Source organism: Rhizobium rosettiformans W3, assembly GCF_004912135.1.
In the GTDB taxonomy this organism is placed as follows: Bacteria; Pseudomonadota; Alphaproteobacteria; order Rhizobiales; family Rhizobiaceae; genus Allorhizobium; species Allorhizobium rosettiformans.
This window is the reverse complement of record NZ_STGU01000011.1, coordinates 40,603-64,437: the sequence shown is the minus strand read 5'-3', so window position 1 is coordinate 64,437 and position 23,835 is coordinate 40,603. Positions and strand designations below refer to the sequence as shown.

The following is a 23,835-nucleotide window of genomic DNA, read 5'->3' as shown; positions in this document are numbered from 1 at the left end:
GACCAATGCATGTCTTCTTTCGAGATCGGCAGGATTGATGAACCGGACTGAAGAAAAACTCGCAGCGCTGAACCAGCCCAAGCCCTGGTCCGGCGTCAATGCCTACCGCGCCGATCCGTTGCTCGTCGATCTGACATCCTCGCTGTCGCGCCCGCTGCGCGAGGAATATGATGTCATCGGCAAATATGTGACCTCGCCGGAAGCGCAGGAACTGGCGCGTATGGCGAATGCCAGCCCGCCACAGCTCAGAACCCACGGCGTGCGCGGCGAACGGCTCGACGTCGTCGAATTCCATCCGGCCTGGCACGCCCTGATGCGCCGCTCGATGGCCTCCGGCCTGCATTCCTCCGTCTGGGAAAATGCGCCGGAAGCGCGCGGCCACGAACACAAGGCCCGCGCCGTCCGCTTCTTCCTGACGGCCCAGCTTGAATCGGGTCATCTCTGCCCGCTCACCATGACGAGCGCATCGGTGGCAGCCCTCGTGGCCTCGCCGGCTGTCCAGAAGGAATGGACGCCGCGGATCCTGTCGCGCAAATACGACAGCAGCAACAAGCCGCCGATGCAGAAGAGCGCCGTCACCATCGGCATGGGCATGACCGAGAAGCAGGGCGGCACGGATGTCCGCGCCAACACCACGAGCGGAGAGCGGGTCGGCGAGGGGATCTATCGCCTGTCCGGCCACAAGTGGTTCATGTCCGCCCCGATGAGTGATGCCTTCGTAATGCTCGCCCAGACAAAGGACGGCATGGGCTGCTTCCTCGTGCCCCGGCTTCTGGAAGACGGTTCCGCCAACGGTCTCGAATTCCAGCGCCTGAAGGACAAGCTCGGCAACCGCTCGAATGCCTCGTCCGAGGTCGAGTTCTCCGAAACCTTCGGCTTCCTGCTCGGCACGCCCGGTGACGGTGTGCGCACCATTCTCGATATGGTGACGCTGACGCGCCTCGATTGCGCGCTCGCCTCCGCCGGCATCATGCGCGCCTCCATGGCGGAAGCGGTTCACCATGTCCGCGGCCGCATGGTCTTCGGCAAGACGCTGATCGACCAGCCCTTGATGACCCGCGTGCTGGCCGACATGGCGCTCGATGTCGCCGCTGCCACGGCGCTGGCCTTCCGCCTCGCGGACAGCTTCGACAAGGCGCGCGAAAGCCCTGTTGATGCAGCCTATGCCCGCGTCATGACGCCGGTTGCCAAATACTGGATCTGCAAGATCGCGCCATCGCTGATCTACGAAGCCATGGAATGCATCGGCGGAAGCGGTTACGTGGAGGAGCGCCCGATCGCCCGCCACTATCGCGAAGCCCCTGTTAACGCGATCTGGGAAGGCTCTGGCAATGTCATGGCGCTCGACGTTCTGCGTGTCTTGAGCCGCGGCAAGGATCTCTTCGAGACCCTCTTCGCCGGCCTCGAGCGGGATCTCGGCCCCTCCGGCAAGAAGACCGTCGAAGTCTTGCGTGCAGCGACAGCGCTCGCCGAACAGGACGAGGCCGCCGGACGGCTGCTGATCGAGCAACTGGCGCTCGCAGCCGGTGCCGCGGAACTCTATCGCTTAGGCGCGGGCAAGATCGCGGATGCCTTCCTCGAATCACGTCTGGCCGGAGGTTGGCGCCACACCTACGGCGTTCTCGATGCGCGATTCGATTCCCGTTACGTCATTGATCTTCTCTATCCGCCGGCTACCTGACCGGCGAAGTAAAGCACGACGGGTATGGTGAAGAAGGCGGCGACCGTCTGCACGGTTGCAGCTGCCGCGTAAAGATCGGCGTCGCCGCCCATTTGCTTCGCGAGCACATAGCCGTTCATCGCCGTCGGCACGGCAGCGCCGAGTGCAATCATCACCACGATGTCGCCGGAGAAGCCGAAGGCGAGCGCCAGCGCGACCGCCACGGTCGGGAAGACCAGGAGCTTGAAACCAAGCGTCAGCAACACGCTGGCCTGTGGTTTCAGCGCATCGGCGATCCTCAAGCCAGCGCCGACCGTCACCAGGCCGAGGCCAAGGGAGGCACTCGCGATCAGGTCGACGGCCGTCATGACGGGCGCATAGACCGTAACACCAGCGAGATTGACGCCCACGCCCAGTGCGGCACCGATGATGATCGGGTTGGTGATGATGCGAACCACGAATGTCTTCAGCCCGCGGCTTTCGCCTGAGAACCAGACCAGCACACCGACATTGATGAGGTTCAGGGGCACGATGATGGACGCCATGATGATGGCGATCACCGCCAGACCCGTTTCGCCGGTCAGTTTCTCGGCGATGGCGAGCGCCATGAAGCCATTCCAGCGCGTCGATGTCTGGAAAACAGAAGTGTATGTCGGGCCCGCCATGCCCTGGCGACGCAACAGTGGCCAGATGGCGAGCACAAGCGCCGTCATCACGCAGACCGCCATCAGCGACACCAGCCCGATGCCGCCACTGTTCATCGAGGAGAAGTTGGTCGTCGACAGCGTCTCGAAGAGAAGGGCCGGGAAGAGAACGAAATAGCCGAACTGCTCCAGTCCGCTCCAGAAGCTCTCGTTGATGAGCCTCGTGCGCTTCAACACGACCCCGAGAATCACGAGCAGGAAGATCGGCAGGATGCTTTCGAAGATGATGAGCATGACAGGTCCAGAATGGCGGGCAGGCGAGGGGTAGACCCCGCAACTCCGGCTTTCAATCGAAAATCGTGTCCGGAAGACATTTTCGCCCATGTCCCTGAAACTGCTCATCCACAGCCGCCGTTAACCTTAACAAAGGGTTTACGTTGCGCCGTGGCGCCGAACGGGTCACCTTTTGGGCGGGACAGACGTTAAAGGGCAGAGTGGTGACGGACGCGGTTTTTGCACGGCCGGTAGCGACCATCATGATGATGGTTTTCTTTTCGGGATTGGCGCTCGATATCGCCGTTCCGGCTGCCGTGCTGACCGTGATGGCGTCACTGAAATGGCTGGTGGAAAGCTGGCCCGCGGCAAATGACTTGCCGTTCGATCGAAAGGCGGAAACGGCATGAAGACACTTCTGCTCTTATGGGCTCTGCCCATCACGCTCCTGGGCGCCTGGTACGGTTTGTCCTACTACGACATGAGCTTCGGCATCTTCATGCTGACGCGCGATGCCCATGATCTGGTTTTCCAGATCTACGGCAACGTGCTCGGCATTCCGCCGGAAACCATTCCGCCGCTGGTCTTGCGCGCGATCATCGTCGACAGCCTGATCCTGTTTGCCTTCATCGGCTTCCGCCGCCGCAAGCAGATCAAGGCCTGGTGGGTGGCGCGTCAGGAAAAGTCGGCGGAATTGTCCGAGGCACGCGCAAGTGCCGAGAGCCTGTCCAGTGCGCCCTGAAGAATGAAGCTCGCAGCGGCGGAATCGATCCGCTCGCTGCGCTTGGCCCTGGAGACATCCATTTCCAAGAGGGCCCTTTCGGCAGCGACCGTCGACAGCCGCTCATCCCAGAAGACGAAGGGGATCTCGGTCTTCTCCGACATCGAGCGCACGAAGGCGCGGGTGGCCTGAACGCGCGGCCCCGACGATCCGTCCATGTTGACGGGAAGGCCGATAACGAAGGCGACGACCTTTTCCTTGGCGGCAAAGGCCAAGAGAACCTCGGCATCCTGGGTAAACTTCACCCGCTTGATGACGGGGCGAGGGGTGGCGAATCGCCGTCCGAGGTCCGATGCCGACAGTCCGATCGTCTTCGTGCCGAGATCGAGGCCTGCAATCGCCTCGCCGGGTTTCAACCGTTCTGCCAGTTCTTCGATCGTCAGCGTCGCCATGATGGTCCGTTTCCCGTCGCTCAGCGCTTGCGCACGAATTCCGTTCTCAGCACCAGGCCCTTGATGGCATCGTGCTTGCAGTCGATGTGCTCAGGATCATCCGTCAGGCGGATCGAGCGGATGACGGTGCCCTGCTTCAAGGTCTGGCCGGCGCCCTTCACCTTCAGGTCCTTGATCAGCACCACCGAGTCGCCGTCGGCAAGTTCGGTTCCGGAGGCGTCGCGTGCAACCGGCTTGGCCGCTGCCGCTGCCGCCATCTCGGAGGCCGGACGCCATTCGCCGGTCGCTTCGTCATACACGTAGTCGTCATCGGCCATGGTCGTTCCTTTCTTGCGCTGAGAGCGCTACGGCTGTCATGCTGGTCGCTTAAACCAGCGGGAGGGGCGAGGCAACTCGTTGTGCCCGTTGCCGAAACAAACGATCGCCATATATTCCGACAGACATTTCAAGACCGGAGACTGACATCATGAAAATCACCTGGCTCGGCCACGCCGCATTTCGTCTCGACTCGGCGAAGGCCTCGATCCTGATCGACCCGTTCCTGACGCATAATCCGGGTTTTGCAGGCCTTGACCGCAAGGACATGACCAAGGGCGTGACGCATATCCTGCTCACCCACGGTCATGGCGACCATGTCGGCGACACGGTTCAGCTGGCCAAGGAAACCGGTGCAACGGTGCTTGCCAATGCCGATCTCGCCGCCTGGCTCGGAGCCAAGGGTGTCGACAAGCTGGAAATGGGCAATACCGGCGGCACCATCCACTTCGAGGGCTTCACGGTCACCTTCACCAATGCACTGCATTCCTCCGCCCAGATCACCGAAGATGGCGTTTCACATGCGCTTGGCAATGCAAACGGCCTGATGCTGCATTTCGACGACGAAGCCTCGGTTCTGCACATGGGCGACACCGACATCTTCTCCGACATGAAGCTGATCAACGAACTGCACCAGCCGGATGTCGGTCTCGTGCCGATCGGTGACCGCTTCACCATGGGCGGTGCGGTCGCAGCACTGGCCTGCCAGCGCTTCTTCGACTTCAAGACGGCGATCCCCTGCCACTACGGCTCCTTCCCGATCATCGACCAGACACCGGAGAAATTCGTGGCCGGCATGGACGGAACCCGCACCCGGGTGGCCACGCCGGAGGCGGGATCGGCCATCGAGGTCTGAGAAACCCCGTTGCACCTGCGCTTGACGGCCATTATAGCGAAGAAAACAGCTTATCCGGAGAATGCCATGTCTGTTGACCTCGCCACCGTCAAGCGCGTCGCCCGCCTTGCCCGCATCGCTGTCAGCGAGGAGGATGCCGCACGCATGACCGGGGAATTGAATGGCATTCTCGGTTTTGTCGAGCAGCTGAACGAAGTTGATGTCACCGGCGTCGAGCCGATGACCTCGGTGACTCCGATGGCTATGAAGAAGCGCGAAGATGCCGTCACCGACGGCAATAAGGCTGACGACATCGTCGCCAATGCGCCCGCCACCGACCGCAACTTCTTCCAGGTGCCGAAGGTCGTCGAATAAGACGCCTTAGAATTCAGAGCGCCTCCCGTTTTTCTTGGGCCCGCCGGCCCGTCGACAGTTTGAAGTGAACCTGCCATGAGCGAATTGACCAGCCTCACCATCGCGGAAGCCCGCGCGAAACTCGCCGCCAAGGAGATCAAGGCCGTCGAACTGACGGACGCCTATCTTTCTGCGATCGAAGCGGCGAATGGCGCGCTGAACGCCTATGTGGCCGTCACCCCGGATGTCGCCCGCGACATGGCCAAGGCCTCCGACGCCCGCATTGCCGACGGCAAGGCCGGCGTTCTCGAGGGCATTCCGCTCGGTGTGAAGGACCTCTTTGCCACCCGCGACGTCCACACCCAGGCCTGCAGCCATATCCTCGACGGCTTCAAGCCGAAATACGAGTCGACCGTCACGCAGAACCTCTGGGATGCCGGCGCCGTCATGCTCGGCAAGCTCAACATGGACGAATTCGCCATGGGCTCGTCAAACGAGAGCTCCTATTACGGCCCGGCGGTCAACCCGTGGAAGGCCAAAGGCTCCGACGAGAAGCTCGTGCCCGGCGGCTCCTCCGGTGGCTCGGCTGCAGCCGTTGCCGCCCATCTCTGCGCCGGTGCGACCGCCACCGACACCGGCGGCTCGATCCGCCAGCCGGCTGCCTTTACCGGTACTGTCGGCATCAAGCCGACCTATGGCCGCTGCTCGCGTTGGGGCATCGTCTCCTACGCTTCGTCGTTGGATCAGGCCGGCCCGCTCGCCCGCGACGTGCGCGATGCCGCAATCCTTTTGACGTCCATGGCAAGCGTCGACCCGAAGGATACGACCTCGGTCGATCTCCCGGTTCCGGACTATGAAAAGGCGATCGGCGGCTCCGTGAAGGGCATGAAGATCGGTATCCCGAAGGAATACCGCGTCGAGGGCATGTCGGAAGAAATCGACGCGCTCTGGCAACAGGGCGTTGCCTGGCTGAAGGAAGCCGGCGCCGAGATCGTCGACATTTCCCTGCCGCACACGAAGTACGCCCTTCCGGCCTATTACATCGTCGCCCCGGCGGAAGCCTCGTCCAACCTCGCCCGTTACGACGGCGTCCGCTACGGCCTGCGCGTCGACGGCAAGGACATTGTCGACATGTACGAGAAGACCCGTGCCGCCGGTTTCGGCAAGGAAGTCCAGCGCCGCATCATGATCGGCACCTATGTGCTGTCCGCCGGCTACTACGACGCCTATTACCTCAAGGCCCAGAAGGTCCGCACGCTGATCAAGCGCGACTTTGAACTCGCTTTCGAAGCCGGCGTCGATGCAATCCTCGCACCGATCACCCCGTCCTCAGCCTTCGCCATCGGCGACAAGGAACTGGCCGCCGATCCGGTCAAGATGTACCTGCAGGACGTCTTTACGATCACGCTGAACATGGCCGGCCTGCCGGGCATCTCGGTTCCCGCCGGCCTCGACAAGAAGGGCCTGCCGCTCGGACTTCAGGTCATCGGCAAGCCCTTCGAGGAAGAAACCCTCTTCAAGACCGCCCATGTCATCGAACAGGCTGCCGGCAAGTTCACGCCGGCCAAGTGGTGGTAAGGGACTTCGTCATCCGTGACATGACAGCGGCCGATGCTGAAAGCGTCGGCCGTGTCGGTTTTGACGCCTGGACGGCCAATCCGGTGCTGAATGCCTTCGGCGTCGATATGATGGTCAAGATCCGCCTGAGCTTTCGCCGCTTTGCCCAGGAGCACTTCAGCCTGATCACCGTCGGCCAACTCGGCGACGAGATCGTCGGCTGGACCGCCCGAGATGGCGCGCGCGACTACATCTCCGATCTGTGGGTGAGCCCCGCCCATCAGGGTCTCGGAATCGGCTCGGCGCTAATTTCCAACACGCTGCGCGAGATGCGTGCAGAAGGCCTGAAGCGCGCCAGGATCGACACGCATGCCGCCAACGAGGGCGCAATCCGGCTTTACAAGGATCTGGGCTTTTCGATCATCTGGCGCGGCATGCAGCATTCGCCGTCCATGGGAATGGCGGTCGACAAGGTGAAGATGCAGCAGGTGTTTTGAGCCTCACCCCTCCATCAGCGGATACAGCATCCGCTGATGGAGAATGGTCACGATATCGAGTTGAGCGGTTGAGACGATCCGGTAGATGATCGTGTAGAGAAGCCCGTGCACCGGTAATTCGCGTGTGCCGGAGACTGTGCCCGTTCGCCCCAGCAAGGGATGATGCCTCAGCGTTTCCGTGGCCTGCCTAAGGCGCGACAGAATTCGGTCGGCCAGCAAGTTTGTCCTGATCCGAGATGTAGGCATGAATGGCAAGGAGATCTGCATTTGCTTGTGGTGAGAACTAACGTTCAAAGCCAAAGCGCTCCCACACGTCATCCGCTGGGATCATGGCATCACGATCCTCGCACTGCCTGAGTGCCTTGGTGATCTTCTCGACTTTCCAGGCCTCATACTCCGCCTGCGACACTGCCGACGATGGAGCGAAGTCTATGTCTTCTGAAGCTTCTGATTTCGGTTCAGCCATGGAAAGAGAATAGCGCAAGTCATGGCTAAGGCCAATTGCCTCCTGACGGCCGGCACCGCGTTTCCGCGGCACCGGCCTTCGGCCTCACCGGTTGTCCAGTTCCGACCTCACGAGCCGCAGGCCCCGTTCGGTGATGCGATACGGTTTGCCCTCCTTCGAGCTGATCGCCCTCAGGCGTTTCAGCCTGCGGAAAAGCTCGAGGTCGAAGCCGGGATAGAGCCAGCCGTCGCGGGAAAAGCACAAGGCTTTCTCGATCTTGCGCCGCTCGTCGCGATGGATTTCGATCCAGCCGCCCTGGGCCATGAGGTGAAGGATACGCTGGTCTGAGCGTGAAATGTCCATGGTTTGATGTCCGGAGAAGCGCGCTCCAACGCGCGCATGAAAACGGGTCCGGCGCTGTATGAGCGTCGGGGCTTCGTTTTCTGGCCCTGGCCGGTCGATCACTGTGGGATCGCGGGCAGGGCCTTTACCGGGTCTCGGACAAACCGAACATCAAAACTCCTGTAGACGAACGGCGAATAGCACAAGCCATTCGCCTGCGTCCATTGCGTCAGGGACACACACTCTGGTCAAGAATCATCACGGATGCTTAACTGGCTCAATTGAAGAGGTGAGGATGGTCACGATCCGCAAGGCTCACCAGGACGACGCAGAGCTCCTCACGGAGATCGGCATGCGCGCCTGGCGCAAGGCAATGGCGTCAGTGGGGGAGGCGGCCGAGATGGCGGCCAATGCCCGGGATGCCTTTGCCGCCTTCACCCAGGAAGGCTGGATCACCATCACCGTCATCGAAAAGTCCGGGAATGTTGTCGGCTGGGCCGCGCGCGAGGACATGGACGAGACCATCACGGACTTCTGGATCGATCCCGACCACGAGGGCCAGGGCTTCGGCACAGCACTCCTCAACGCCGTCGAAGAGGGGCTGAAGTCTCAGGGCTTTTCGGTGGCGCGTCTGCAGACCCACGCGATGAACGAAGACGCGCTGAAATTCTTCGAGAAGAACGGCTATGCGGTCAACTGGCTGACCGTCACCTACAATCCGAAGCTCGATCGCGACGTGCAATCGGTCGGCCTCTCGAAGTCGCTCTCGGAAGCCGGCGGTGCCGGCTACGGTCAGGAATTCTGACCGGGTACCGTCGGCTAGCCGATCACTTGGGACACCAGCTGCGGAAACAGCCCGAATACGACCAGAAGGACGAGATGCAGCGCCGCCGTGAGCGGGAGCAGGACAGGGAAGGGCTGCTTCCTCGTCTTGTGGCGCAGCAGTCTCTGGCAAAGCAGCGCTCCGGGTCCGCCGCCGGCGATGGCGAGCAGGATTAGCGTGTCCTCGCGCACGCGCCAGCCGCCCTGCTGGGCTGCGATCTTGTCGAAGGCATAGACGCCGAAGACGAGGCCGTTCCAGAGGGCGAAGACTGCGAGCAGAGTGAAGAGGCTGTCGATGGTCATGTCCGGGATATACTAGCCGAGCTTCGTGCCTTTTCCGTCAACGGAAGGTCATCCGGCTGGCTGCCCTCAAAGCCTTGCACCTTGGGCGCAATTGCTCTACCTCACGGATCAACACGTCCACGCATGACACGAGCATCCGATGACCCTGGTAGACACCCGCACGCCTGATCCGAAACGCCTCATTCCCGGTGCCACCGGTGATTGGGAAGTCATCATCGGCATGGAAGTCCATGCCCAGGTGCTGTCGAATTCCAAGCTCTTCTCGGGTGCCTCGACCGTCTTCGGCAATGCGCCCAATTCCAACGTTTCGCTCGTCGATGCCGCCATGCCCGGCATGCTGCCCGTTATCAACGAGGAATGCGTGGCCCAGGCCGTACGCACCGGTTTGGGTCTCAAGGCCCAGATCAACAAGCGCTCGATCTTCGACCGCAAGAACTACTTCTATCCGGACCTGCCGCAGGGCTATCAGATCTCGCAGTTCAAGGACCCGATCGTCGGCGAAGGCAAGATCATCATCTCGCTCGGTCCCGACCGTCAGGGCAATTTCGAGGATATCGAAATCGGCATTGAGCGCCTGCATCTGGAACAGGACGCCGGCAAGTCGATGCACGACCAGCATCCGACCATGTCCTACGTTGATCTCAACCGCTCTGGCGTCGCGCTGATGGAAATCGTGTCGAAGCCTGACATGCGCTCCTCCGACGAAGCCAAGGCCTATATGACCAAGCTGCGCTCGATCGTCCGTTACCTCGGCACCTGCGACGGAAACATGGATGAAGGCTCCATGCGCGCCGACGTCAACGTTTCCGTGCGCAAGCCGGGCGGCGAATTCGGAACGCGTTGCGAGATCAAGAACGTCAACTCGATCCGCTTCATCGGCCAGGCCATCGAATACGAAGCCCGTCGCCAGATCGCGATCCTCGAGGATGGTGGCGTCATCGACCAGGAAACCCGTCTCTTCGACCCGAACAAGGGCGAGACGCGCTCCATGCGCTCGAAGGAAGATGCGCATGACTATCGCTACTTCCCCGATCCGGACCTGCTGCCCCTCGAATTCGACGACGCCTTCGTCGAAGAACTGAAGAAGACGCTGCCGGAACTGCCCGACGACAAGAAGGCCCGCTTCGTCGCCGAACTTGGCCTGTCCGTCTACGACGCTTCCGTGCTCGTGTCGGAAAAGGCGATCGCCGACTATTTCGAAGCCGTGGCCGAAGGCCGCGATGGCAAGACGGCCGCCAACTGGGTCATCAATGACTTGCTGGGCGCCTTGAACAAAGCCGGCAAAGGCATTGAAGAGACTCCGGTTTCCCCCGCCCAGCTCGGCGGAATCATCGACCTGATCAAGGCCGAGACCATTTCCGGCAAGATCGCCAAGGACCTCTTCGAGATCGTCTGGAACGAGGGTGGCGACCCCGCGGAGATCGTCGAAAGCCGCGGCATGAAGCAGGTGACAGATACGGGCGCCATCGAGCGCGCCGTCGACGAGATCATCGCTGCCAACCCGGATCAGGTCGAGAAGGTGAAGGCCAAGCCGACGCTCGCCGGCTGGTTCGTCGGTCAGGTGATGAAGGCGACCGGCGGCAAGGCCAACCCGCAGGCCGTCCAGGCACTGGTCAAGGCCAAGCTGGGCATCGAGGAGTAAGCGCTTGTTCTTCGTCCGCACGGCCAACGACCGGGATGTCGAACCGCTCCGCGCCCTGCTGACGCAGAGTTTTCACGCGACCTATGACCGGTTCTACGGACCGGCCAAGGTCGCCGAGCTGATCGCGGCCTGGCATTCGCCGGCCGAGATCAAGCGGCGCATCCACGTCAAGGGCGGCGAATATCTGGTGGCGGACGATGGCAAGCGGATCGGCGGGATGGCTTTCGCGGCCATGTCCGAAAAGCTGACCAAGACCGCCGTGCTGCACCAGCTTTATGTCCATCCCGACCACCAGCGTCAGGGCATCGGCCGCGATCTCTTCGCCGAGATCGAGACTTGTTTCCCGGATGCCGAGATCCTGAGGCTGGAAGTCGAGCCCCAGAACGACGGCGCCATCGCCTTCTATGAGGCGCATGACTTCGTCGAGGTCGACCGGACGAAGAATTGCGGCGGTCCCGACAGCGGGATCGAGGCTGTGATCATGGAAAAGCCGCTCAAGTGAGCGGCTTTCTGCTTTTCACGGACATGCCGGATCACTCGAAAGGTGGCGCGAGGATCGTGCCTTCCTCGTCGATCAACTGAACGGCGCTGCATTCGATCAGGTTGTTCTCCTTGGCGTCGCTGCAGGCGAGTTCTGCCGCCTTTAGCGCCAGCTCCCTGGTCTGCCAGCCGCAGGAATACTGGTGCCAATGCGGCCCGCCATCCGCCATCATGAAGACGTCGACGCTCCAGTTGGCCGGATAGCAGGTGGCATTCACCTGACAATCCTCTGCGGTCGCTCCACTTTCCATGCATTGTTTCATGGCGCAGTCGATGGCGCCGTCCGTGTCGCTCTCGACGCAAACGCCTGCGCCCATTTCCGGCGCCTGAACGAAGGCGATCGCCTTTCGACCGCCTTCCTGCGCCTGCACGGCCGCCGCCGAAAGAGTTACGCACAGAATTGTCACCAGTCGTCGCATGCCTGTCATCAAGAAGTCCCCCGGGATCGTTATGGACCTGCAAACTAGCGCAACAGCGGGGGCAGCATGCAAGTGGAAACAGTCGTGATCCGGGAAGCAACCGAGAATGATCTGGTGTCGATCGTCGCGCTCTTCGCCGATGATCCTCTCGGCGGTCATGGCGACACCACAGAGCCCGAGGCGCTGCCGGATTATCGCGCAGCCTTCGCCCGCATTAGCGTATCCCAGAACGAGACCCTTTACGTCGCCGAACTTGGCGGCGAGGTGGTCGGCACCTTCCAGACCATGGTCACCACCACGCTGACCGGTCGCGGCTCCTCCGCCATGATCATCGAGGCCGTGCAGACCCGCGCGGATATGCGGGGCAGGGGCATCGGCGCGGCCATGATCGAGTTCGCCGTCGAGTGCGCCCGCCAGGACGGCATGCGTCTCGTGCAGCTCACGTCCAACGCCGTGCGCAAGGATGCCCACCGGTTCTACAAACGGCTCGGCTTCACGGCGTCCCATATCGGTTTCAAGTTGAAGCTGAAATGAAGGGGGTGCGGCGGGGAATCACTGGACAAGCGCAAGTCCAGGCGGCATAAGCGACGAAGGATCGACAAGGCCTTGCCACGGCCTGCGGTAATTGCCCAAGGATACACGATGAAGCAGCTTCTCTTGCAGATCTTCACCTGGTGGAACGGTCAGACCATGGGGACCCGCTTCTTCACCTGGCGTCACGGCAAGCGTGTCGGCGAAGACGAGTTCGGCAATGTCTATTACGAAGGCCCGATGACCAGCTGGGGTCAGCCGAAGCGCTGGGTCATCTATAACGGTTACGCCGAAGCCTCCAAGATTTCCGCCGGCTGGCACGGCTGGATGCATTATCGCACCGACACGCCGCCGTCGAAGGAAGACTACAAGCCGCGCGAGTGGGAAAAGGCACACCGTCCGAACCAGACGGGCACGCCTGCCGCCTATCGCCCCCAGGGTTCGATCGCCGCCACCGGCGAGCGTCCGCGCGTTACCGGCGACTACGACGCCTGGACGCCGGGCGGCTGATACCCGATTTGGCCATAATCCGGCATTAGGGCCTCTCTTGTGAGGCCCTTCTTGTATCTGGGCTTCAGAGGATCCACGAAAGCGAGCGGGATGATGAAATTGAGTGCATGGGCATGGGCCATTCCGGTTGTCGGGCTTGCTGCCACGGCAACGATCGGCCTTGCTGACAAAGCCGTTGCCGCCCGCCTCGAAAACCCCGTCGCCGAATTCGCCGGCATCGACAAGATCACCGGCCGCATCACCACCTTCGACGTCTATGTCAACGAGACCGTCCAGTTCGGCGCGCTCCAGGTGACGCCGAAGGTCTGCTACACGCGCGATGAGTCGGAAGCTCAGAAGATCGACGCTTTCATCGAGGTCGACGAGATCACGCTCGACCGCAAGATCCGCCGCATCTTCTCCGGCTGGATGTTCGCCGACAGCCCAGCGCTCAACGCCGTCGAGCACCCGATCTATGACGTCTGGCTGACCGGCTGCAAGGTCGAGTCGGAAGTCCCGCCGCCGCCGGGTGTCGAGGCGGTTGCAAAGCCGGCGCCGGAACCCGACAAGCCCGCCGATGCCGCAACGCCGGCGCCCGCCGCAGCCTCGGCTAATCCGGGTGCCGTGATCACCGATCCGACGCAGGATCCGGCCCAGGATCCGGGTTTGAACGGTGATCCCAACCAGGCCGCGGTTCCGCCGCTCGAAGCGCCCGTCGAGGTGCCGAACGAGATCATCGGCGGCACGCTGCCGGAACAGGACGGGCTGCAGCAGGACGATCTCATTCCCGAAGGCCAGCCCCTGCCGCCACAGACGCAGGTGACACCGCCCCCGGGCGTCGGTCTGTTCTGATCGGCGCTTCTGCCGGGCGCTGTCCGCCCGGCTGTCAGCTGACCGCGCCCCGGCCGAAGGCCAAATTGCTCGCATCTCACTTTCCGTCTTGACCTCAACCGCTTGCAGACGTGCAATGCGGCGACAGACGCGTCTGGGAGGAGAGACAATGGCGATTGCAAAGAACACCATCTGCATCTGGTACGACCGCGACGCCGAAGAGGCGGCGGGCTTCTACGCCTCGATCTTCCCCGACAGCCAGGTGAAGGCCGTCCATCGCGCGCCCTCCGATTATCCCTCGGGCAAGGCGGGTGATGTGCTGACCGTCGACTTTACGGTCTGCGGGATCCCCTGCCTGGGACTGAACGGCGGACCGGCCTTCAAACATTCCGAAGCCTTCTCCTTCCAGATCGCCACCGACGATCAGGAGGAGACGGACCGCTACTGGAACGCCATGGTTGGCAATGGCGGCCAGGAGAGCGCCTGCGGCTGGTGCAAGGACAAATGGGGCATCAACTGGCAGATCACGCCGCGCACCCTCACCGAAGCCTTGGCCGCCGGCGGAGACGAAGCCAGGCGCGCTTTCGAGGCGATGATGGAGATGGGCAAGATCGACGTGGCGAAAATCGACGCGGCAAGGCGGGGCTGACCGTCCCCTCTAGCACAGCGTCAGCCACATCACGCCACCATAGGTGATGACGGTGGCGACCAGTGCTGCCGCCTGCAGCATGCCGCCGATCTTGATCAGCAGTCTGGCGTTTTCGCTCTGCGGTTCGCCGAGCGACCGTGCTGCGATGACATGCAGCCCGGCAATCAGCGAAACGGTTGCCACCAGCATCACCGCCAGCAGCAGGCGCAGCGCCGAGATCGGTCCGATGTTGATCTGGTGCCAGCCCAGGTGACAGCCGGTGGCCTGAGCACCGTAGAGGCCTAGGAAGGCGCCGGACCAGATCACGAAGCCAGTCAGAAGCAGGAGGAAGGGAGAAACCTTCATCTCAGCGCCCCCCGATCCCGGTCAGGCTTTGCAGCACGAAGGGGAAGGCGAGGCCAATCAGGCCGGCTACCGCCGTGTAGTCGTGCCAGAGACGGCCAATCCGCAGATCGAGCACCCGCGACGGACCGATGAACCCGGTGTTCCAGCGCCACAGGCCGTAAATCGCAAGCACCGCACCGATGGCCGCATGGAAACCGACATAGACGGCCACGGCGAAGGCGGCGGCGGATGCGGCATGACCCGTCGGTGCCGGGATCGACATCAGGAGCACGGCGACGGCACCCACGCTTGCCAGATGTGCCACCAAGGCCACCACCAGTCCGCTGACCGTACGCCCGGGCTGGCCGTTGGCCATCCGTCCGGCAATCGCGGCCATCGTCAAACCGACCGCTGCAACGAGCGAGGGCAGTACGAAAGTGAAGTCGAGATCCGGCGGCGGCCAGTTGGGGGCCGAGAGCCAGAGGAAAAAGGCGCCGAAGACCAGTGACGTGTAGAGCGTTGCATTGGCGGCAAGCGCAAAGACCACGGCCCACCAGGAGGGAGGCTGTGCCACCTCCTGGTGATGCAGCGCCCGCTCGCCGCGCCCGATCTCCAGCGGACCAATCTCCTGTTTGAGCCCCGTCGATGGGGTCCAGAGGAAGAAGAGGATGACGACAGCAACGAAAGCCACGGGCGTCAGCCAGTAGAGCTTGGCGAGAAGGCTCGCGAAGAAAACGGCGGTTGCCATGGCTGTCCAGAGCGGCAGGAAGGTCGGGCGCGGTAGGATCACGACATGATCGAGCCGGCCGCTCACCATTTCGACGCTCAGCGTCTCCATCCAGCCATTGCGCATGAAGCCGAGATAGCCGCGACCGGCGGCGAGCTCCGGGCCGAGCTTGCGCGGTTCCAGCGCATCGCCGCGCGTGTCGAAATGCGGCAGGGAGCCGAAATTGTAGGAGGGCGGCGGGGTCGGCGTCGCCCATTCGAGCGTGCCTGCTTCCCACGGGTCCCGACGGAAAGGCCTGCCATGACGGATCAGCATGATGAGATCGAGCGCCACCAACGCAAAGCCGATCGTCATGACGAAGCCGCCGACCGAGGAGATGAAGTTCAACACCTCCCAACCGGCCTCCTGCGGATACTCGAAGACGCGTCTCGGCATGCCGCGCAGTCCGGTCAGGTGCATGATGAAGAAGGTGACGTTGAAGCCGATGAAGACCAGCCAGAAGGCCGGCTTCGACAGATGCTGTACAGGCTGTCGCCCCGTGATGTGCGGCAGCCAGTAATAGGCCGCCGCCATCATCGGGAACACGAAGCCGCCGACCAGCACGTAATGCAGATGCGCCACGACGAAATGCGTGTCATGCGCCTGCCAGTCGAAGGGCACCATGGCCAGCATCACGCCGGTCAGGCCACCCGCCACGAAGACGAAGAAGAAGCCGAATACATGCAGCATCGGGATCGAATGGCGCGGCTTTCCATGCGCCATGGTCGCAAGCCAGGCAAAGATCTGGATGCCCGTCGGGATCGCAACCAGCGCGCTCGCGGCCGAGAAGAAGGAGAGCGCCACATGCGGTATGCCCACCGTATACATGTGGTGGACCCAGAGCCCGAAGGACAAGAACGCCATGGCAACGATCGCCGCCACGATCAGGCCGTAACCCTCGAGCCGTGTGCGGCAGAGGACGGGAATGATCGTCGAGAGCGCACCCGCGGCGGGCAGGAAGATGATGTAGACTTCCGGATGGCCGAACAGCCAGAAGAGATGCTGCCAGAGCAGCGGATCGCCGCCGCGCGTCGGATCGAAGAAGGGCAGGTCGAAGGCCCGTTCCACTTCGAGCAGGATCGAACCCAGGATCAGCGGCGGAAAGCCGATCAGCATCATCGCCGCGACTACCAGCATATACCAGGCGAAGATCGGCATGCGGGTGAGCGACATGCCCGGTGACCGGAGCTTGAGGATGGTGACCATGATCTCGATCGCTGCCGAGAGCGCCGAGATTTCCACGAAGGTGATCCCGAGCAGCCAGACATCGGCGTTGATGCCGGGCGAATAGGGGCGTGACGAAAGCGGCGTATACATGAACCAGCCGCCATCGGGCGCGATGCCGAAGACCAGCGCGAGGACAAGGAAGGAGCCGCCGAAGAGGTAGCACCAGTAGCCATAGGCCGACATGCGGGGGAAGGCGAGGTCACGGGCACCCAGCATCTTCGGCAGGAGATAGATCGCCAGCCCCTCGAAAAAGGGAATGGCAAACAGGAACATCATGATGACGCCATGCATCGTGAAGACCTGGGCATATTGGGCGGCATCCAGGAAGGCGCTGTTGGTCGAGGCGAGCTGCGCCCGGATCAGCATGGCAAGCACGCCGCCGATCGCGAAGAAGACGAGCGCCGTCACCATGAACCGCTTGCCGACCACGGTGTGGTTCACCGCCGACAGTCGTTCCAGCCCGCGGCCCGATCCCCAGACCGCCTCGAGCTCATGATGCAGCCGCACCGCCGTCTTTGGTGTCGTGTACCCGGTTTCGGGTCTGGCATCGGTCATGGGGCGGGCGCTCCTGCGGACAGTGCATTCAGTCTCTGGCGATAGGTTTCGGGCGCATGCGCCTCGACGATGAAGCGCATGCCGGCATGGCCGATACCGCAATATTCGGCGCAGATGCCGCCATAGCGGCCCGGCACATCGGCCTTGATCCGCACCACCGTTTCATGGCCGGGCACCGCATCGATCTTGCCGGCCAGTCGCGGGATCCAGAAGCTGTGCACCACGTCGTCGCTGGTGACCCGCACCTCGACCACGCCGCCCGCCGGGATATGCAGCGTTCCGTCGGTGGTGAGATTGCCCGGCAGATCCGGATAGCGGAAGTCCCAGCGCCACATCGAGCTGCGCGCCTCGACCCGCGCCATGACGGGTTCGCGTTGCCAGGCCCCGATGAGATATTCGCCCTGTGCCATGCCATAGGTCATCAGCGCGACCAGGACCGGGATGGGCAGGAAGAGACCGCCGGCAATCATCCAGCCCTTGGGCGAGAGGCGTCGGCCGAAACCGGGTTTGAAGAAGACCAGAGCCAGCAGCACCAGCACCAGGCCGAGGATGAGGCCGGAGCCGATGAGCATGATCCACCAGAGATCGGCGATCGCAACGGCATAGGGACCGCCCGGCTCCAGCGTCGAAAGATCACCGCTGCAGGACGTCAGCAGCAGCGCACCGAAGGAGACCGCGGCAAGGCGATGGAACAATCGGCCGATGCCGGGCCTTTCCCCCGCAAACGGAGAACCCCCATGGCCGAAACATCTGAGACCGACACTGTTAACCCCGTCATCGAGCAGCTGGAAGAAAAGGACAAGACCTCCGCGATTGCGGTCGCCGGCCATCCGCTGCATGCCATGAGCGTGCATTTCCCGATCGCGCTGGTTTTCGGCACGCTGGCGGTCGACATCTTCTATTGGTTCAGCGCCGACCCGTTCTGGCTGCGCGTCGGGGTGTGGACCTCGGGCACGGCCTTCCTCGCAGGCGTTGCGGCCGGCATCGTCGGTACGGCCGAACTGCTGCTCGTGGCCGGTATCCGTGCCCGCGCGGCGAGCTGGGCCCATGCAATCGCTGCCATCACCCTGATCTCCGTTGCTGGCGCCAACTGGGGCCTGCGATTGATCGATCCGGATGTCGTCTTGCCCCATGGCATGCTGCTTTCGGTTCTGGCGGCCGTCTTGACGGGTGTTGCGGGCTGGCACGGTGGCAAGCTGATCTTCGATCACGGTATCGGCCTCATGGTGTCGCCCAAGGATTGAGGGGTTCAAGCAGGCGCCCAAGGCCGCCCGGCTCCGACATCACGGCCGGTAGCGCGATCTGCGGCGCCTCCTTGGCCAGCACCAGAACGAGGATCGCCAGCACCACGGCGCAGCAGCTGGCGGTCGCCACCACGAAGCGCCATGCGGGATAGACCTCTCCCTCCTTGAACAGGCGAATGACCACCAGGCCCGAAAAGACGTGGAAGATCGCAAGCAGCCCGACAAAGGCGAGCTTCCAGGAGAACCAGGGCGCAAAGACTTCCCGCGCAAAACTGAGAGCAATGCCGCTCGCGACCGCGATGAAGGCGGCCGGCGAGATCAAGACCACGAAGGCAAACCGCGTCATCCGCTGCATGCGGTAGAGGGCGTCATCGCTCTGAACGAAGGCCCGCTGGACATAAAGGCTCGGCAGGCTGATCAGACCGGCGGTCCAGATGGCGATGGCGGCGATATGCACGAACTTGAGCAAGGCGATCATCAGCGCGGCGCCTCGCTGTCGAAGCTGCGCCCGGCAAACAGGCTGCGCAGCTTCAGGAGAGCCGCGAAGAGATAGGGCAGGGCCGCCGGCACCCACATCAGAAGCCCCGAAAGCTGCTGGTCCGCCAGCGGCGACAGGCCGAAGGGATGCGTCGTGTCGAGATGCGCCGCAAACAGTGGCTCCCGCGAAAAGGTGAGGAGCGCGCCGAGCATGCCCATCTGGATCGTAGTGCCGAGCAGCAGTGCGACCGAGGGGCCAACGGTGCGCCGCGGCGACAGGATATCGTACCACAGCCAGACCGCCGAGCCGATCAGCGTCAGCTCCATCAGCCAATAGGCCGAGGGTGACGACAGGGCGAAGAGATAGGGCCCTGGCGCGTGCCAGGTCCACATCAGGATGGTGTGCACCAGGAAGGAAAGCTGCGCGGGGAGTGGCTGCCGCTCCCGCGCCTTCGGCGGGATCGACAGAATGATAAGGGGCGCGAGGAAGGTAACGAGCAGGATGTGATGCAGGACGCGCGCAGAAAACAGGGCAGATGCCAGCGCGCAAAGCGGCGAGACGAAGGCGACCAGCAAGACGACAAGCGCGGCAACCGCCGCCATCCGCTGCCGTCCAGTGCCGGCCGTGGTGATCAAGAGCACGAAGAATGCGCCGATCGCCGCCAGGAGCGGCGGATCGAAATTCCAGTCACGCCACAGCATGTCCGGTGTCGGCGCCGGACCGCAGTAGATGTCGAGGTTCATGATGCCTATCCCCGTTCGGCGTTCAACATGTCGGCTGCCACGGCAAACCGGCCTTCCGGCTGCCACCCTGCGAAGGCAACACCCGTGCTGGCATATTGTTCCATGCCGATTGTTCCATTGTTCCCGAAAGTTCGGGAACGGTTTAGCCGCCCCGTTCGATGCGCACCGGAACCGACTTGTAGGCCGGGGTTTTCGAGGCCCGATCATGATGCGACAGCGGCACGAGCGGATTAAGCTCGGGATAGTAGCCACCGACGCAGCCATCCGGCAGATCGAACGGCATGACCTCCAGCCCGCCGACCCGACGGTCGATGCCGTCACCCGCATCCGAGACAAGTGCGACCCGCTCGCCGACCGTCAGGCCATGGCGTTCGATCTCGCGCGGGCTGATCAAGAGCACGTCGCGCTTGCCCTCGATGCCGCGCAGGCGGTCGCTATAGCCGTAGACGGTGGTGTTGAACTGGTCGTTGCTGCGCATGGTGATCAGGCTCATCCGGCCTGGCGCATCCTCATAGCCCGTTGCCGACAAAGCATCCGGCGTCACGAACTCGGCCTTGCCGCTCTCCGTCTTCCAATGCCGCTCACGCGCCGAATTGCCGCGATAGAAGCCGCCGGGGGTGAAGATGCGTGCGTTGAAGTCGCGAAACTGCTCGGGATAGGTCTTCTCGATCAGATCGCGCACCATCGCGGTATCGCGCGCCCACTGTCCCCAGGGCATTTTCGGGTTTTGCGGCAGGACCGCCTCGGCGATCCGGCTCACGATTTCGATCTCAGACTTCAGGTGCTCGCTGGCCGGCGTGCGCTTGCCGACCGAACCATGCACGCAGCTCAGGCTGTCTTCCATCGTCACCACCTGCGGCTTGCCCGTCAGATGGTCCATCTCGCTGCGCCCGAGGCAGGGCAGGAGATAGGCAACCTCGCCGTTGAAAAGGTGGCCGCGATTGAGCTTGGTCGCAATCTGCACCGTCATCCGCATGCCCGGCCAAGCCTCTTCCATCGCCTTCTGCTCCGGCACGGCGCGCAGAAAATTGCCGCCGAGCCCGATGAAGGCGTCGATCTCGCCCTTCAGGATCCCCTCGCAGGCCTCGACCGTGTTCAGGCCCTTCTCGCGCGGTGGGGTGAAGTCGAACATCTCGGCGAGCCGGTCGAGCGGCACGAGCTCCGGCTTCTCGGCAATGCCGACGGTCCGCTGGCCCTGGACATTCGAGTGACCACGCACCGGCGAAATGCCGGCCCCCTGGCGGCCGATATTGCCCTTCATCAAGAGCAGGTTCACATAGGTGGAGATGTTCTCGAAGCCGTGCACATGCTGGGTAAGCCCCATGCCGTAGATGCCTATGGTCTTGTCCGCCTCGACATAGACGGCACCTGCTGCTTCGATGGCGCCGCGGGTGAGGCCGGAAACCCTTTCGATTTCCGCCCACTCGACCGCACGCACCCGCGCTTCGAACTCCTCGAAACCGACGGTGTGCTCGGCGATGAAGGCCCGGTCGATGACATGGCGGCCATCGGCCCGCGCCGCATCATCAGCGGCCAGCACATGTTTGCAGAGCCCGAGAAGCACGGCGATGTCCCCGCCCGGTTTGACCTGATGATACTGGCAGGACAGCGCGGTCTCGTGGCCGGTCACCATGGCCGTCGGCTCCTGCGGGTTGATCATGCTCTCCAGCCCCCGCTCGCGCACGGGGTTGAAGGTGACGATCCGACAGCCGCGCCTGACGGCCGCCTGCAGGACATGCAGGAAGCGCGGGCTGTTCGAGCCGGTGTTCTGGCCGAAGAAGAAGATCGCGTCGCAATGCTTGAAATCGTCCAGCACGACCGTGCCGACCGGAGAGCCGATGACCTTCTTCAGCGTCACCGACGTCGTCTCGTGACACATATTGGAGCTGTCGGGCAGATTGTTGTGGCCATAGGCACGGGCAAAAAGTGCCCAGCAATAGGATGTTTCGAGGCTCGCGCGGCCGGAGGTGTAGAAGACGGTCTTCTTCGGATCCATGCCTTTCAGCTCGCGCCCGATCTCGGCAAAGGCTTCGTCCCAGGAGCAAGGCACGTAGTGATCGCTCGCCCGGTCATAGCGCATCGGATGCGTGAGCCGCCCGAGCTGCTCGAGATCGTAGTCGCTGAAGGTCTTGAGTTCGGTTACCGTATGACGGGCAAAGACATCCGGCGTGGCCTCCCGGCTCGTCAGCTCCCAGAGCGTCGCCTTGGCACCGTTCTCGCAGAACTCGACGGGATGGTGATCGACAGGCTTGGTCCAGGCGCAGGAGACGCAGGCAAAGCCGCCCGGCTTGTTCTGCTCGAGAAGCGTCGCGAGTGCACCGGGGCTCACGCCCTCCTTGCCCGCAATGCGGGCGATGCCGCGAAGCGATCCCCACCCACCGGCCGGCCCGTCATAGCTCACCGTTGCATCACCCTTTGCCATCGTCCGCTCCCTTGGAATGTGGTGGTCCGGAAAAAGGAACGACTGGGGGAGGGATTGGTTGCGTTAAAATCAGGTCCGAAAACCTACACGAGCCGGTGATCGTCCGGGGCGTGTTCAGGAAAGTTCCGCTCGCCGTTCGAAGACAACGCGGAATCACATTTTATTGCCCTCGACCATTGTCGACCGGGGGCGAGCCCCTATTCTGCAGACTCGACCTGAAGCCATCGTTGCGATAGCCGAGTATGGCGACCGAGAGTCTGGAGTAAATGATGGTGCCTTCCACGATCTTCTCGCCCACCGAGAACTGCTGGCGGATCGAGAAAGCCGACGAGTTCTCTATCCTCATCGATGCCGATGACTATTTCTCGTCGATCCGTGCCTCGATGATGGCGGCGAAGCGGGTGATCTTCTTTGTCGGCTGGGATTTCGATGCCTCCATCACGCTCGGCAATCCCGATGTCGATGATGGCGCCCCGCGGAAGGTCGGCGAATTTTTCCTGTGGCTTGCGCGCTGCAATCCCGATCTTCAGATCAAGATCCTGCTCTGGAGCCCGGCACCGCTTGCGAGCTGGGCAAGACCCTCGAACCTGCCATATCTCCTGCGCTGGAAGTGGAACCGGCAGATCTCCGTCCATCTCGATGGCAAGCATCCGCTCGGCAGCTCGCATCACCAGAAGATGCTCGTCATTGACGATACCGTCGCCTATTGCGGCGGCATCGACGTGACGCTCGACCGCTGGGACACGCGCGAGCATCTCGACGACAACCCGCAGCGCCGCCGCCCCAACGGCAAGCCCTATGGCCCCTGGCACGATATCTCGAGCCGCTTCACTGGGCCGGCGGCACGCGCGCTCGGCGAACTCTGCCGCCACCGCTGGACCCGCGCCGGCGGCCACGACGTCGCGCCCGTCGAAGCCCTGCCGCCGCCCAAGGAGAAGGCTGAAAACGTCTCGTTCGGCGCCGTGGATCTCGCAATTGCCCGCACCAGTCCGGCCTATCGGGAGGAAAAGGCGGTCACGGAGATCGAGCACCTCTATATCGACATGATCAATGCCGCCGAGCGCGTGGTCTATGCCGAAAGCCAGTATTTCGCCTCCCGCGCGGTGGCCCAGGTGATCGCCAGACGCCTTGCCGAACCCGACGGGCCGGAATTCGTGCTGATCAATCCGGTCATCTCCGACAACTGGCTGGGCCAGGTTGCCATGGATACCGCCCGCGCGCGGCTCGCCGAATCCCTGCGCCGGCATGACGAGTTTGGCCGCTTCCGGATCTACCACCCCGTCACCGCCGGCGGGCAGGGGATCTATGTCCACGCCAAGCTGATGATCGTCGACGATCGCTATCTCCGCATCGGCTCGTCCAACTTCAACAACCGCTCCATGCGCTTCGACCAGGAATGCGACGTGGCCCTCGAGGCGGGCGGCTCGGATCAGAGGGCGGAGAAGATCATAAGCCTCCGCAACGACCTCCTGGCCGAGCATCTGGGCACGACACCTGAGACCGTCGAAGAGACCCTGCGCCAGACCGGCTCCCTGATTGCCGCCATCGAGCGCCTACGGGGCGAAAGCGAAAAAACGGGCAAGGCCAGGCTCAGGCCCTATGAGACCCCTGACATCACCGATCTCGACCGCTGGCTCGCCGATCACGAGATCCTCGACCCGGAAGGCTCGGATGCGGTGTTCGAGCCGATCGAGAAGAGGGGACTGTTTCGGGGGAGGTTGAAGCGGCCGAGGCGGCGGAAGAGGGCCGGGTAGA

General features: G+C 62.9%; 28 protein-coding genes and 1 pseudogene. 16 read left to right on the top strand and 13 right to left on the bottom strand.

Going from position 1 to position 23,835, the window contains the following annotated elements; all coding sequences use genetic code 11:
* The first annotated feature begins 37 nt into the window (after positions 1-37).
* Positions 38-1,681, top strand: coding sequence for an acyl-CoA dehydrogenase family protein (locus FAA86_RS18235; RefSeq protein WP_136542558.1), 1,644 nt, complete (start codon positions 38-40; stop codon positions 1,679-1,681).
* On the opposite strand, the gene FAA86_RS18230 is transcribed toward FAA86_RS18235, so the two are convergent.
* Entirely contained in the window at positions 1,663-2,598 is a 936-nt protein-coding gene (locus FAA86_RS18230; protein ID WP_113459497.1) for an AEC family transporter, read from the bottom strand. The two genes, FAA86_RS18235 and FAA86_RS18230, sit on opposite strands and share 19 nt — an antisense overlap.
* Before the next feature lie 143 nt (positions 2,599-2,741).
* Between FAA86_RS18230 and FAA86_RS18225 the strand changes: the two genes are divergently transcribed.
* Complete coding sequence (locus tag FAA86_RS18225; RefSeq protein WP_136542557.1) at positions 2,742-2,987, top strand: hypothetical protein; 246 nt, start codon at positions 2,742-2,744, stop codon at positions 2,985-2,987.
* Positions 2,984-3,319, top strand: coding sequence for a DUF6105 family protein (locus FAA86_RS18220; protein WP_136542556.1), 336 nt, complete (start codon positions 2,984-2,986; stop codon positions 3,317-3,319). Before FAA86_RS18225 ends, FAA86_RS18220 begins: the two co-directional genes overlap by 4 nt.
* Here FAA86_RS18220 and ruvX read toward each other — a convergent pair.
* Together ruvX and FAA86_RS18210 are read right to left on the bottom strand one after the other, a co-directional pair.
* Positions 3,253-3,750, bottom strand: coding sequence for a Holliday junction resolvase RuvX (ruvX, locus tag FAA86_RS18215; protein WP_113459430.1), 498 nt, complete (start codon positions 3,748-3,750; stop codon positions 3,253-3,255). The genes FAA86_RS18220 and ruvX overlap by 67 nt on opposite strands.
* 20 nt (positions 3,751-3,770) lie before the next feature.
* Positions 3,771-4,067 carry an alkylphosphonate utilization protein gene (locus tag FAA86_RS18210; protein WP_136542555.1) on the bottom strand — a complete coding sequence of 99 codons (297 nt, stop codon included), beginning with the start codon at positions 4,065-4,067 and terminating at the stop codon, positions 3,771-3,773.
* Between the two features lie 149 nt (positions 4,068-4,216).
* Between FAA86_RS18210 and FAA86_RS18205 the strand changes: the two genes are divergently transcribed.
* The 4 genes from FAA86_RS18205 to FAA86_RS18190 all read left to right on the top strand — a co-directional run bounded on the left by FAA86_RS18205 (position 4,217) and on the right by FAA86_RS18190 (position 7,308).
* Complete coding sequence (locus FAA86_RS18205) at positions 4,217-4,921, top strand: metal-dependent hydrolase (protein WP_136542554.1); 705 nt, start codon at positions 4,217-4,219, stop codon at positions 4,919-4,921.
* Positions 4,922-4,987: 66 nt separating this feature from the next.
* The gene (gene gatC / locus FAA86_RS18200) at positions 4,988-5,275 is read left to right on the top strand and encodes an Asp-tRNA(Asn)/Glu-tRNA(Gln) amidotransferase subunit GatC (protein ID WP_136542553.1); all 288 of its coding nucleotides are present in this window, start codon (positions 4,988-4,990) and stop codon (positions 5,273-5,275) included.
* Between the two features lie 75 nt (positions 5,276-5,350).
* A complete protein-coding gene (gene gatA, locus FAA86_RS18195; protein ID WP_136542552.1) occupies positions 5,351-6,832 on the top strand; it encodes an Asp-tRNA(Asn)/Glu-tRNA(Gln) amidotransferase subunit GatA in 1,482 nt (493 codons plus the stop codon).
* 20 nt (positions 6,833-6,852) lie between these two features.
* Positions 6,853-7,308 (top strand): GNAT family N-acetyltransferase, encoded by a 456-nt coding sequence (locus tag FAA86_RS18190; RefSeq protein WP_136542551.1) that lies wholly within the window; start codon positions 6,853-6,855, stop codon positions 7,306-7,308.
* Positions 7,309-7,311: 3 nt separating this feature from the next.
* Here FAA86_RS18190 and FAA86_RS18185 read toward each other — a convergent pair whose 3' ends face one another.
* Positions 7,312-7,464, bottom strand: coding sequence for a type II toxin-antitoxin system RelE/ParE family toxin (locus FAA86_RS18185; protein ID WP_246035124.1), 153 nt, complete (start codon positions 7,462-7,464; stop codon positions 7,312-7,314).
* A gap of 394 nt (positions 7,465-7,858) precedes the next feature.
* Positions 7,859-8,116, bottom strand: a complete 258-nt coding sequence (locus tag FAA86_RS18180) for a YjhX family toxin (protein WP_113459438.1) — start codon at positions 8,114-8,116, stop codon at positions 7,859-7,861.
* A 274-nt stretch (positions 8,117-8,390) separates the two neighbouring features.
* Here FAA86_RS18180 and FAA86_RS18175 point away from each other — a divergent pair, with 274 nt between their 5' ends.
* Positions 8,391-8,900, top strand: a complete 510-nt coding sequence (locus tag FAA86_RS18175) for a GNAT family N-acetyltransferase (RefSeq protein ID WP_136542549.1) — start codon at positions 8,391-8,393, stop codon at positions 8,898-8,900.
* 14 nt (positions 8,901-8,914) lie between these two features.
* On the opposite strand, the gene FAA86_RS18170 is transcribed toward FAA86_RS18175, so the two are convergent.
* Positions 8,915-9,220 carry a DUF1294 domain-containing protein gene (locus FAA86_RS18170; RefSeq protein WP_136542548.1) on the bottom strand — a complete coding sequence of 102 codons (306 nt, stop codon included), beginning with the start codon at positions 9,218-9,220 and terminating at the stop codon, positions 8,915-8,917.
* Between the two features lie 139 nt (positions 9,221-9,359).
* On the opposite strand from FAA86_RS18170, the gene gatB reads away from it, so the two are divergent.
* Both gatB and FAA86_RS18160 read left to right on the top strand, forming a co-directional pair.
* Positions 9,360-10,862, top strand: coding sequence for an Asp-tRNA(Asn)/Glu-tRNA(Gln) amidotransferase subunit GatB (gene gatB / locus FAA86_RS18165; RefSeq protein WP_136542547.1), 1,503 nt, complete (start codon positions 9,360-9,362; stop codon positions 10,860-10,862).
* Positions 10,863-10,866: 4 nt separating this feature from the next.
* Positions 10,867-11,364 carry a GNAT family N-acetyltransferase gene (locus tag FAA86_RS18160; protein WP_136542546.1) on the top strand — a complete coding sequence of 166 codons (498 nt, stop codon included), beginning with the start codon at positions 10,867-10,869 and terminating at the stop codon, positions 11,362-11,364.
* Between the two features lie 31 nt (positions 11,365-11,395).
* On the opposite strand, the gene FAA86_RS18155 is transcribed toward FAA86_RS18160, so the two are convergent.
* Positions 11,396-11,830: a hypothetical protein gene (locus tag FAA86_RS18155; RefSeq protein WP_136542545.1), complete on the bottom strand. Its 435-nt coding sequence runs from the start codon at positions 11,828-11,830 to the stop codon at positions 11,396-11,398.
* Positions 11,831-11,887: 57 nt separating this feature from the next.
* Between FAA86_RS18155 and FAA86_RS18150 the strand changes: the two genes are divergently transcribed.
* From FAA86_RS18150 to FAA86_RS18135, 4 genes and pseudogenes are all read left to right on the top strand, one after another.
* Entirely contained in the window at positions 11,888-12,355 is a 468-nt protein-coding gene (locus FAA86_RS18150; RefSeq protein ID WP_136542544.1) for a GNAT family N-acetyltransferase, read from the top strand.
* 108 nt (positions 12,356-12,463) lie between these two features.
* Positions 12,464-12,862 (top strand): NADH:ubiquinone oxidoreductase subunit NDUFA12, encoded by a 399-nt coding sequence (locus tag FAA86_RS18145; RefSeq protein ID WP_113459445.1) that lies wholly within the window; start codon positions 12,464-12,466, stop codon positions 12,860-12,862.
* A 93-nt stretch (positions 12,863-12,955) separates the two neighbouring features.
* Positions 12,956-13,390, top strand: a pseudogene (locus FAA86_RS24975) (DUF2155 domain-containing protein); the annotation flags it as partial.
* Positions 13,391-13,847: 457 nt separating this feature from the next.
* Complete coding sequence (locus tag FAA86_RS18135; protein ID WP_136542622.1) at positions 13,848-14,321, top strand: VOC family protein; 474 nt, start codon at positions 13,848-13,850, stop codon at positions 14,319-14,321.
* 9 nt (positions 14,322-14,330) lie between these two features.
* On the opposite strand, the gene FAA86_RS18130 is transcribed toward FAA86_RS18135, so the two are convergent.
* From FAA86_RS18130 to coxB, 3 genes are read right to left on the bottom strand one after another with little or no spacing between them, the layout of a single operon-like run.
* The gene (locus tag FAA86_RS18130; protein ID WP_136542542.1) at positions 14,331-14,666 is read right to left on the bottom strand and encodes a hypothetical protein; all 336 of its coding nucleotides are present in this window, start codon (positions 14,664-14,666) and stop codon (positions 14,331-14,333) included.
* A gap of 1 nt (position 14,667) precedes the next feature.
* Complete coding sequence (gene ctaD, locus FAA86_RS18125) at positions 14,668-17,193, bottom strand: cytochrome c oxidase subunit I (RefSeq protein ID WP_136542541.1); 2,526 nt, start codon at positions 17,191-17,193, stop codon at positions 14,668-14,670.
* Positions 17,190-17,888, bottom strand: coding sequence for a cytochrome c oxidase subunit II (gene coxB, locus FAA86_RS18120; protein WP_136542540.1), 699 nt, complete (start codon positions 17,886-17,888; stop codon positions 17,190-17,192). Before coxB ends, ctaD begins: the two co-directional genes overlap by 4 nt.
* A 42-nt stretch (positions 17,889-17,930) precedes the next feature.
* Between coxB and FAA86_RS18115 the strand changes: the two genes are divergently transcribed.
* A complete protein-coding gene (locus FAA86_RS18115) occupies positions 17,931-18,437 on the top strand; it encodes a DUF2231 domain-containing protein (protein WP_136542539.1) in 507 nt (168 codons plus the stop codon).
* On the opposite strand, the gene FAA86_RS18110 is transcribed toward FAA86_RS18115, so the two are convergent.
* The 3 genes from FAA86_RS18110 to FAA86_RS18100 form a co-directional block, all read right to left on the bottom strand.
* A complete protein-coding gene (locus tag FAA86_RS18110; RefSeq protein ID WP_136542538.1) occupies positions 18,415-18,915 on the bottom strand; it encodes a CopD family protein in 501 nt (166 codons plus the stop codon). The two genes, FAA86_RS18115 and FAA86_RS18110, sit on opposite strands and share 23 nt — an antisense overlap.
* A complete protein-coding gene (locus tag FAA86_RS18105) occupies positions 18,915-19,658 on the bottom strand; it encodes a cytochrome c oxidase assembly protein (protein WP_136542537.1) in 744 nt (247 codons plus the stop codon). Before FAA86_RS18105 ends, FAA86_RS18110 begins: the two co-directional genes overlap by 1 nt.
* A gap of 142 nt (positions 19,659-19,800) precedes the next feature.
* Positions 19,801-22,080, bottom strand: a complete 2,280-nt coding sequence (locus tag FAA86_RS18100; protein WP_136542536.1) for an FdhF/YdeP family oxidoreductase — start codon at positions 22,078-22,080, stop codon at positions 19,801-19,803.
* Positions 22,081-22,349: 269 nt separating this feature from the next.
* On the opposite strand from FAA86_RS18100, the gene FAA86_RS18095 reads away from it, so the two are divergent.
* A complete protein-coding gene (locus tag FAA86_RS18095; RefSeq protein WP_136542535.1) occupies positions 22,350-23,834 on the top strand; it encodes a phospholipase D-like domain-containing protein in 1,485 nt (494 codons plus the stop codon).
* The last annotated feature ends 1 nt before the right edge of the window (position 23,835 follow it).

Bases quoted from the DNA above. Each gene is read 5' to 3' on its own strand.
- FAA86_RS18145 (WP_113459445.1), top strand. From the start codon at position 12,464: ATGAAGCAGCTTCTCTTGCAGATCTTCACCTGGTGGAACGGTCAGACC.
- FAA86_RS18170 (WP_136542548.1), bottom strand. From the start codon at position 9,220: ATGACCATCGACAGCCTCTTCACTCTGCTCGCAGTCTTCGCCCTCTGG.
- FAA86_RS18095 (WP_136542535.1), top strand. From the start codon at position 22,350: ATGGTGCCTTCCACGATCTTCTCGCCCACCGAGAACTGCTGGCGGATC.
- FAA86_RS18110 (WP_136542538.1), bottom strand. From the start codon at position 18,915: ATGATCGCCTTGCTCAAGTTCGTGCATATCGCCGCCATCGCCATCTGG.
- FAA86_RS18100 (WP_136542536.1), bottom strand. From the start codon at position 22,080: ATGGCAAAGGGTGATGCAACGGTGAGCTATGACGGGCCGGCCGGTGGG.
- FAA86_RS18205 (WP_136542554.1), top strand. From the start codon at position 4,217: ATGAAAATCACCTGGCTCGGCCACGCCGCATTTCGTCTCGACTCGGCG.
- gatC (WP_136542553.1), top strand. From the start codon at position 4,988: ATGTCTGTTGACCTCGCCACCGTCAAGCGCGTCGCCCGCCTTGCCCGC.
- FAA86_RS18105 (WP_136542537.1), bottom strand. From the start codon at position 19,658: ATGAACCTCGACATCTACTGCGGTCCGGCGCCGACACCGGACATGCTG.
- FAA86_RS18235 (WP_136542558.1), top strand. From the start codon at position 38: ATGAACCGGACTGAAGAAAAACTCGCAGCGCTGAACCAGCCCAAGCCC.
- FAA86_RS18150 (WP_136542544.1), top strand. From the start codon at position 11,888: ATGCAAGTGGAAACAGTCGTGATCCGGGAAGCAACCGAGAATGATCTG.
- ctaD (WP_136542541.1), bottom strand. From the start codon at position 17,193: ATGACCGATGCCAGACCCGAAACCGGGTACACGACACCAAAGACGGCG.
- FAA86_RS18175 (WP_136542549.1), top strand. From the start codon at position 8,391: ATGGTCACGATCCGCAAGGCTCACCAGGACGACGCAGAGCTCCTCACG.
- ruvX (WP_113459430.1), bottom strand. From the start codon at position 3,750: ATGGCGACGCTGACGATCGAAGAACTGGCAGAACGGTTGAAACCCGGC.
- FAA86_RS18220 (WP_136542556.1), top strand. From the start codon at position 2,984: ATGAAGACACTTCTGCTCTTATGGGCTCTGCCCATCACGCTCCTGGGC.
- FAA86_RS18155 (WP_136542545.1), bottom strand. From the start codon at position 11,830: ATGACAGGCATGCGACGACTGGTGACAATTCTGTGCGTAACTCTTTCG.
- FAA86_RS18130 (WP_136542542.1), bottom strand. From the start codon at position 14,666: ATGAAGGTTTCTCCCTTCCTCCTGCTTCTGACTGGCTTCGTGATCTGG.
- FAA86_RS18115 (WP_136542539.1), top strand. From the start codon at position 17,931: ATGGCCGAAACATCTGAGACCGACACTGTTAACCCCGTCATCGAGCAG.
- gatB (WP_136542547.1), top strand. From the start codon at position 9,360: ATGACCCTGGTAGACACCCGCACGCCTGATCCGAAACGCCTCATTCCC.
- gatA (WP_136542552.1), top strand. From the start codon at position 5,351: ATGAGCGAATTGACCAGCCTCACCATCGCGGAAGCCCGCGCGAAACTC.
- FAA86_RS18210 (WP_136542555.1), bottom strand. From the start codon at position 4,067: ATGGCCGATGACGACTACGTGTATGACGAAGCGACCGGCGAATGGCGT.
- FAA86_RS18180 (WP_113459438.1), bottom strand. From the start codon at position 8,116: ATGGACATTTCACGCTCAGACCAGCGTATCCTTCACCTCATGGCCCAG.
- FAA86_RS18190 (WP_136542551.1), top strand. From the start codon at position 6,853: ATGACAGCGGCCGATGCTGAAAGCGTCGGCCGTGTCGGTTTTGACGCC.
- FAA86_RS18230 (WP_113459497.1), bottom strand. From the start codon at position 2,598: ATGCTCATCATCTTCGAAAGCATCCTGCCGATCTTCCTGCTCGTGATT.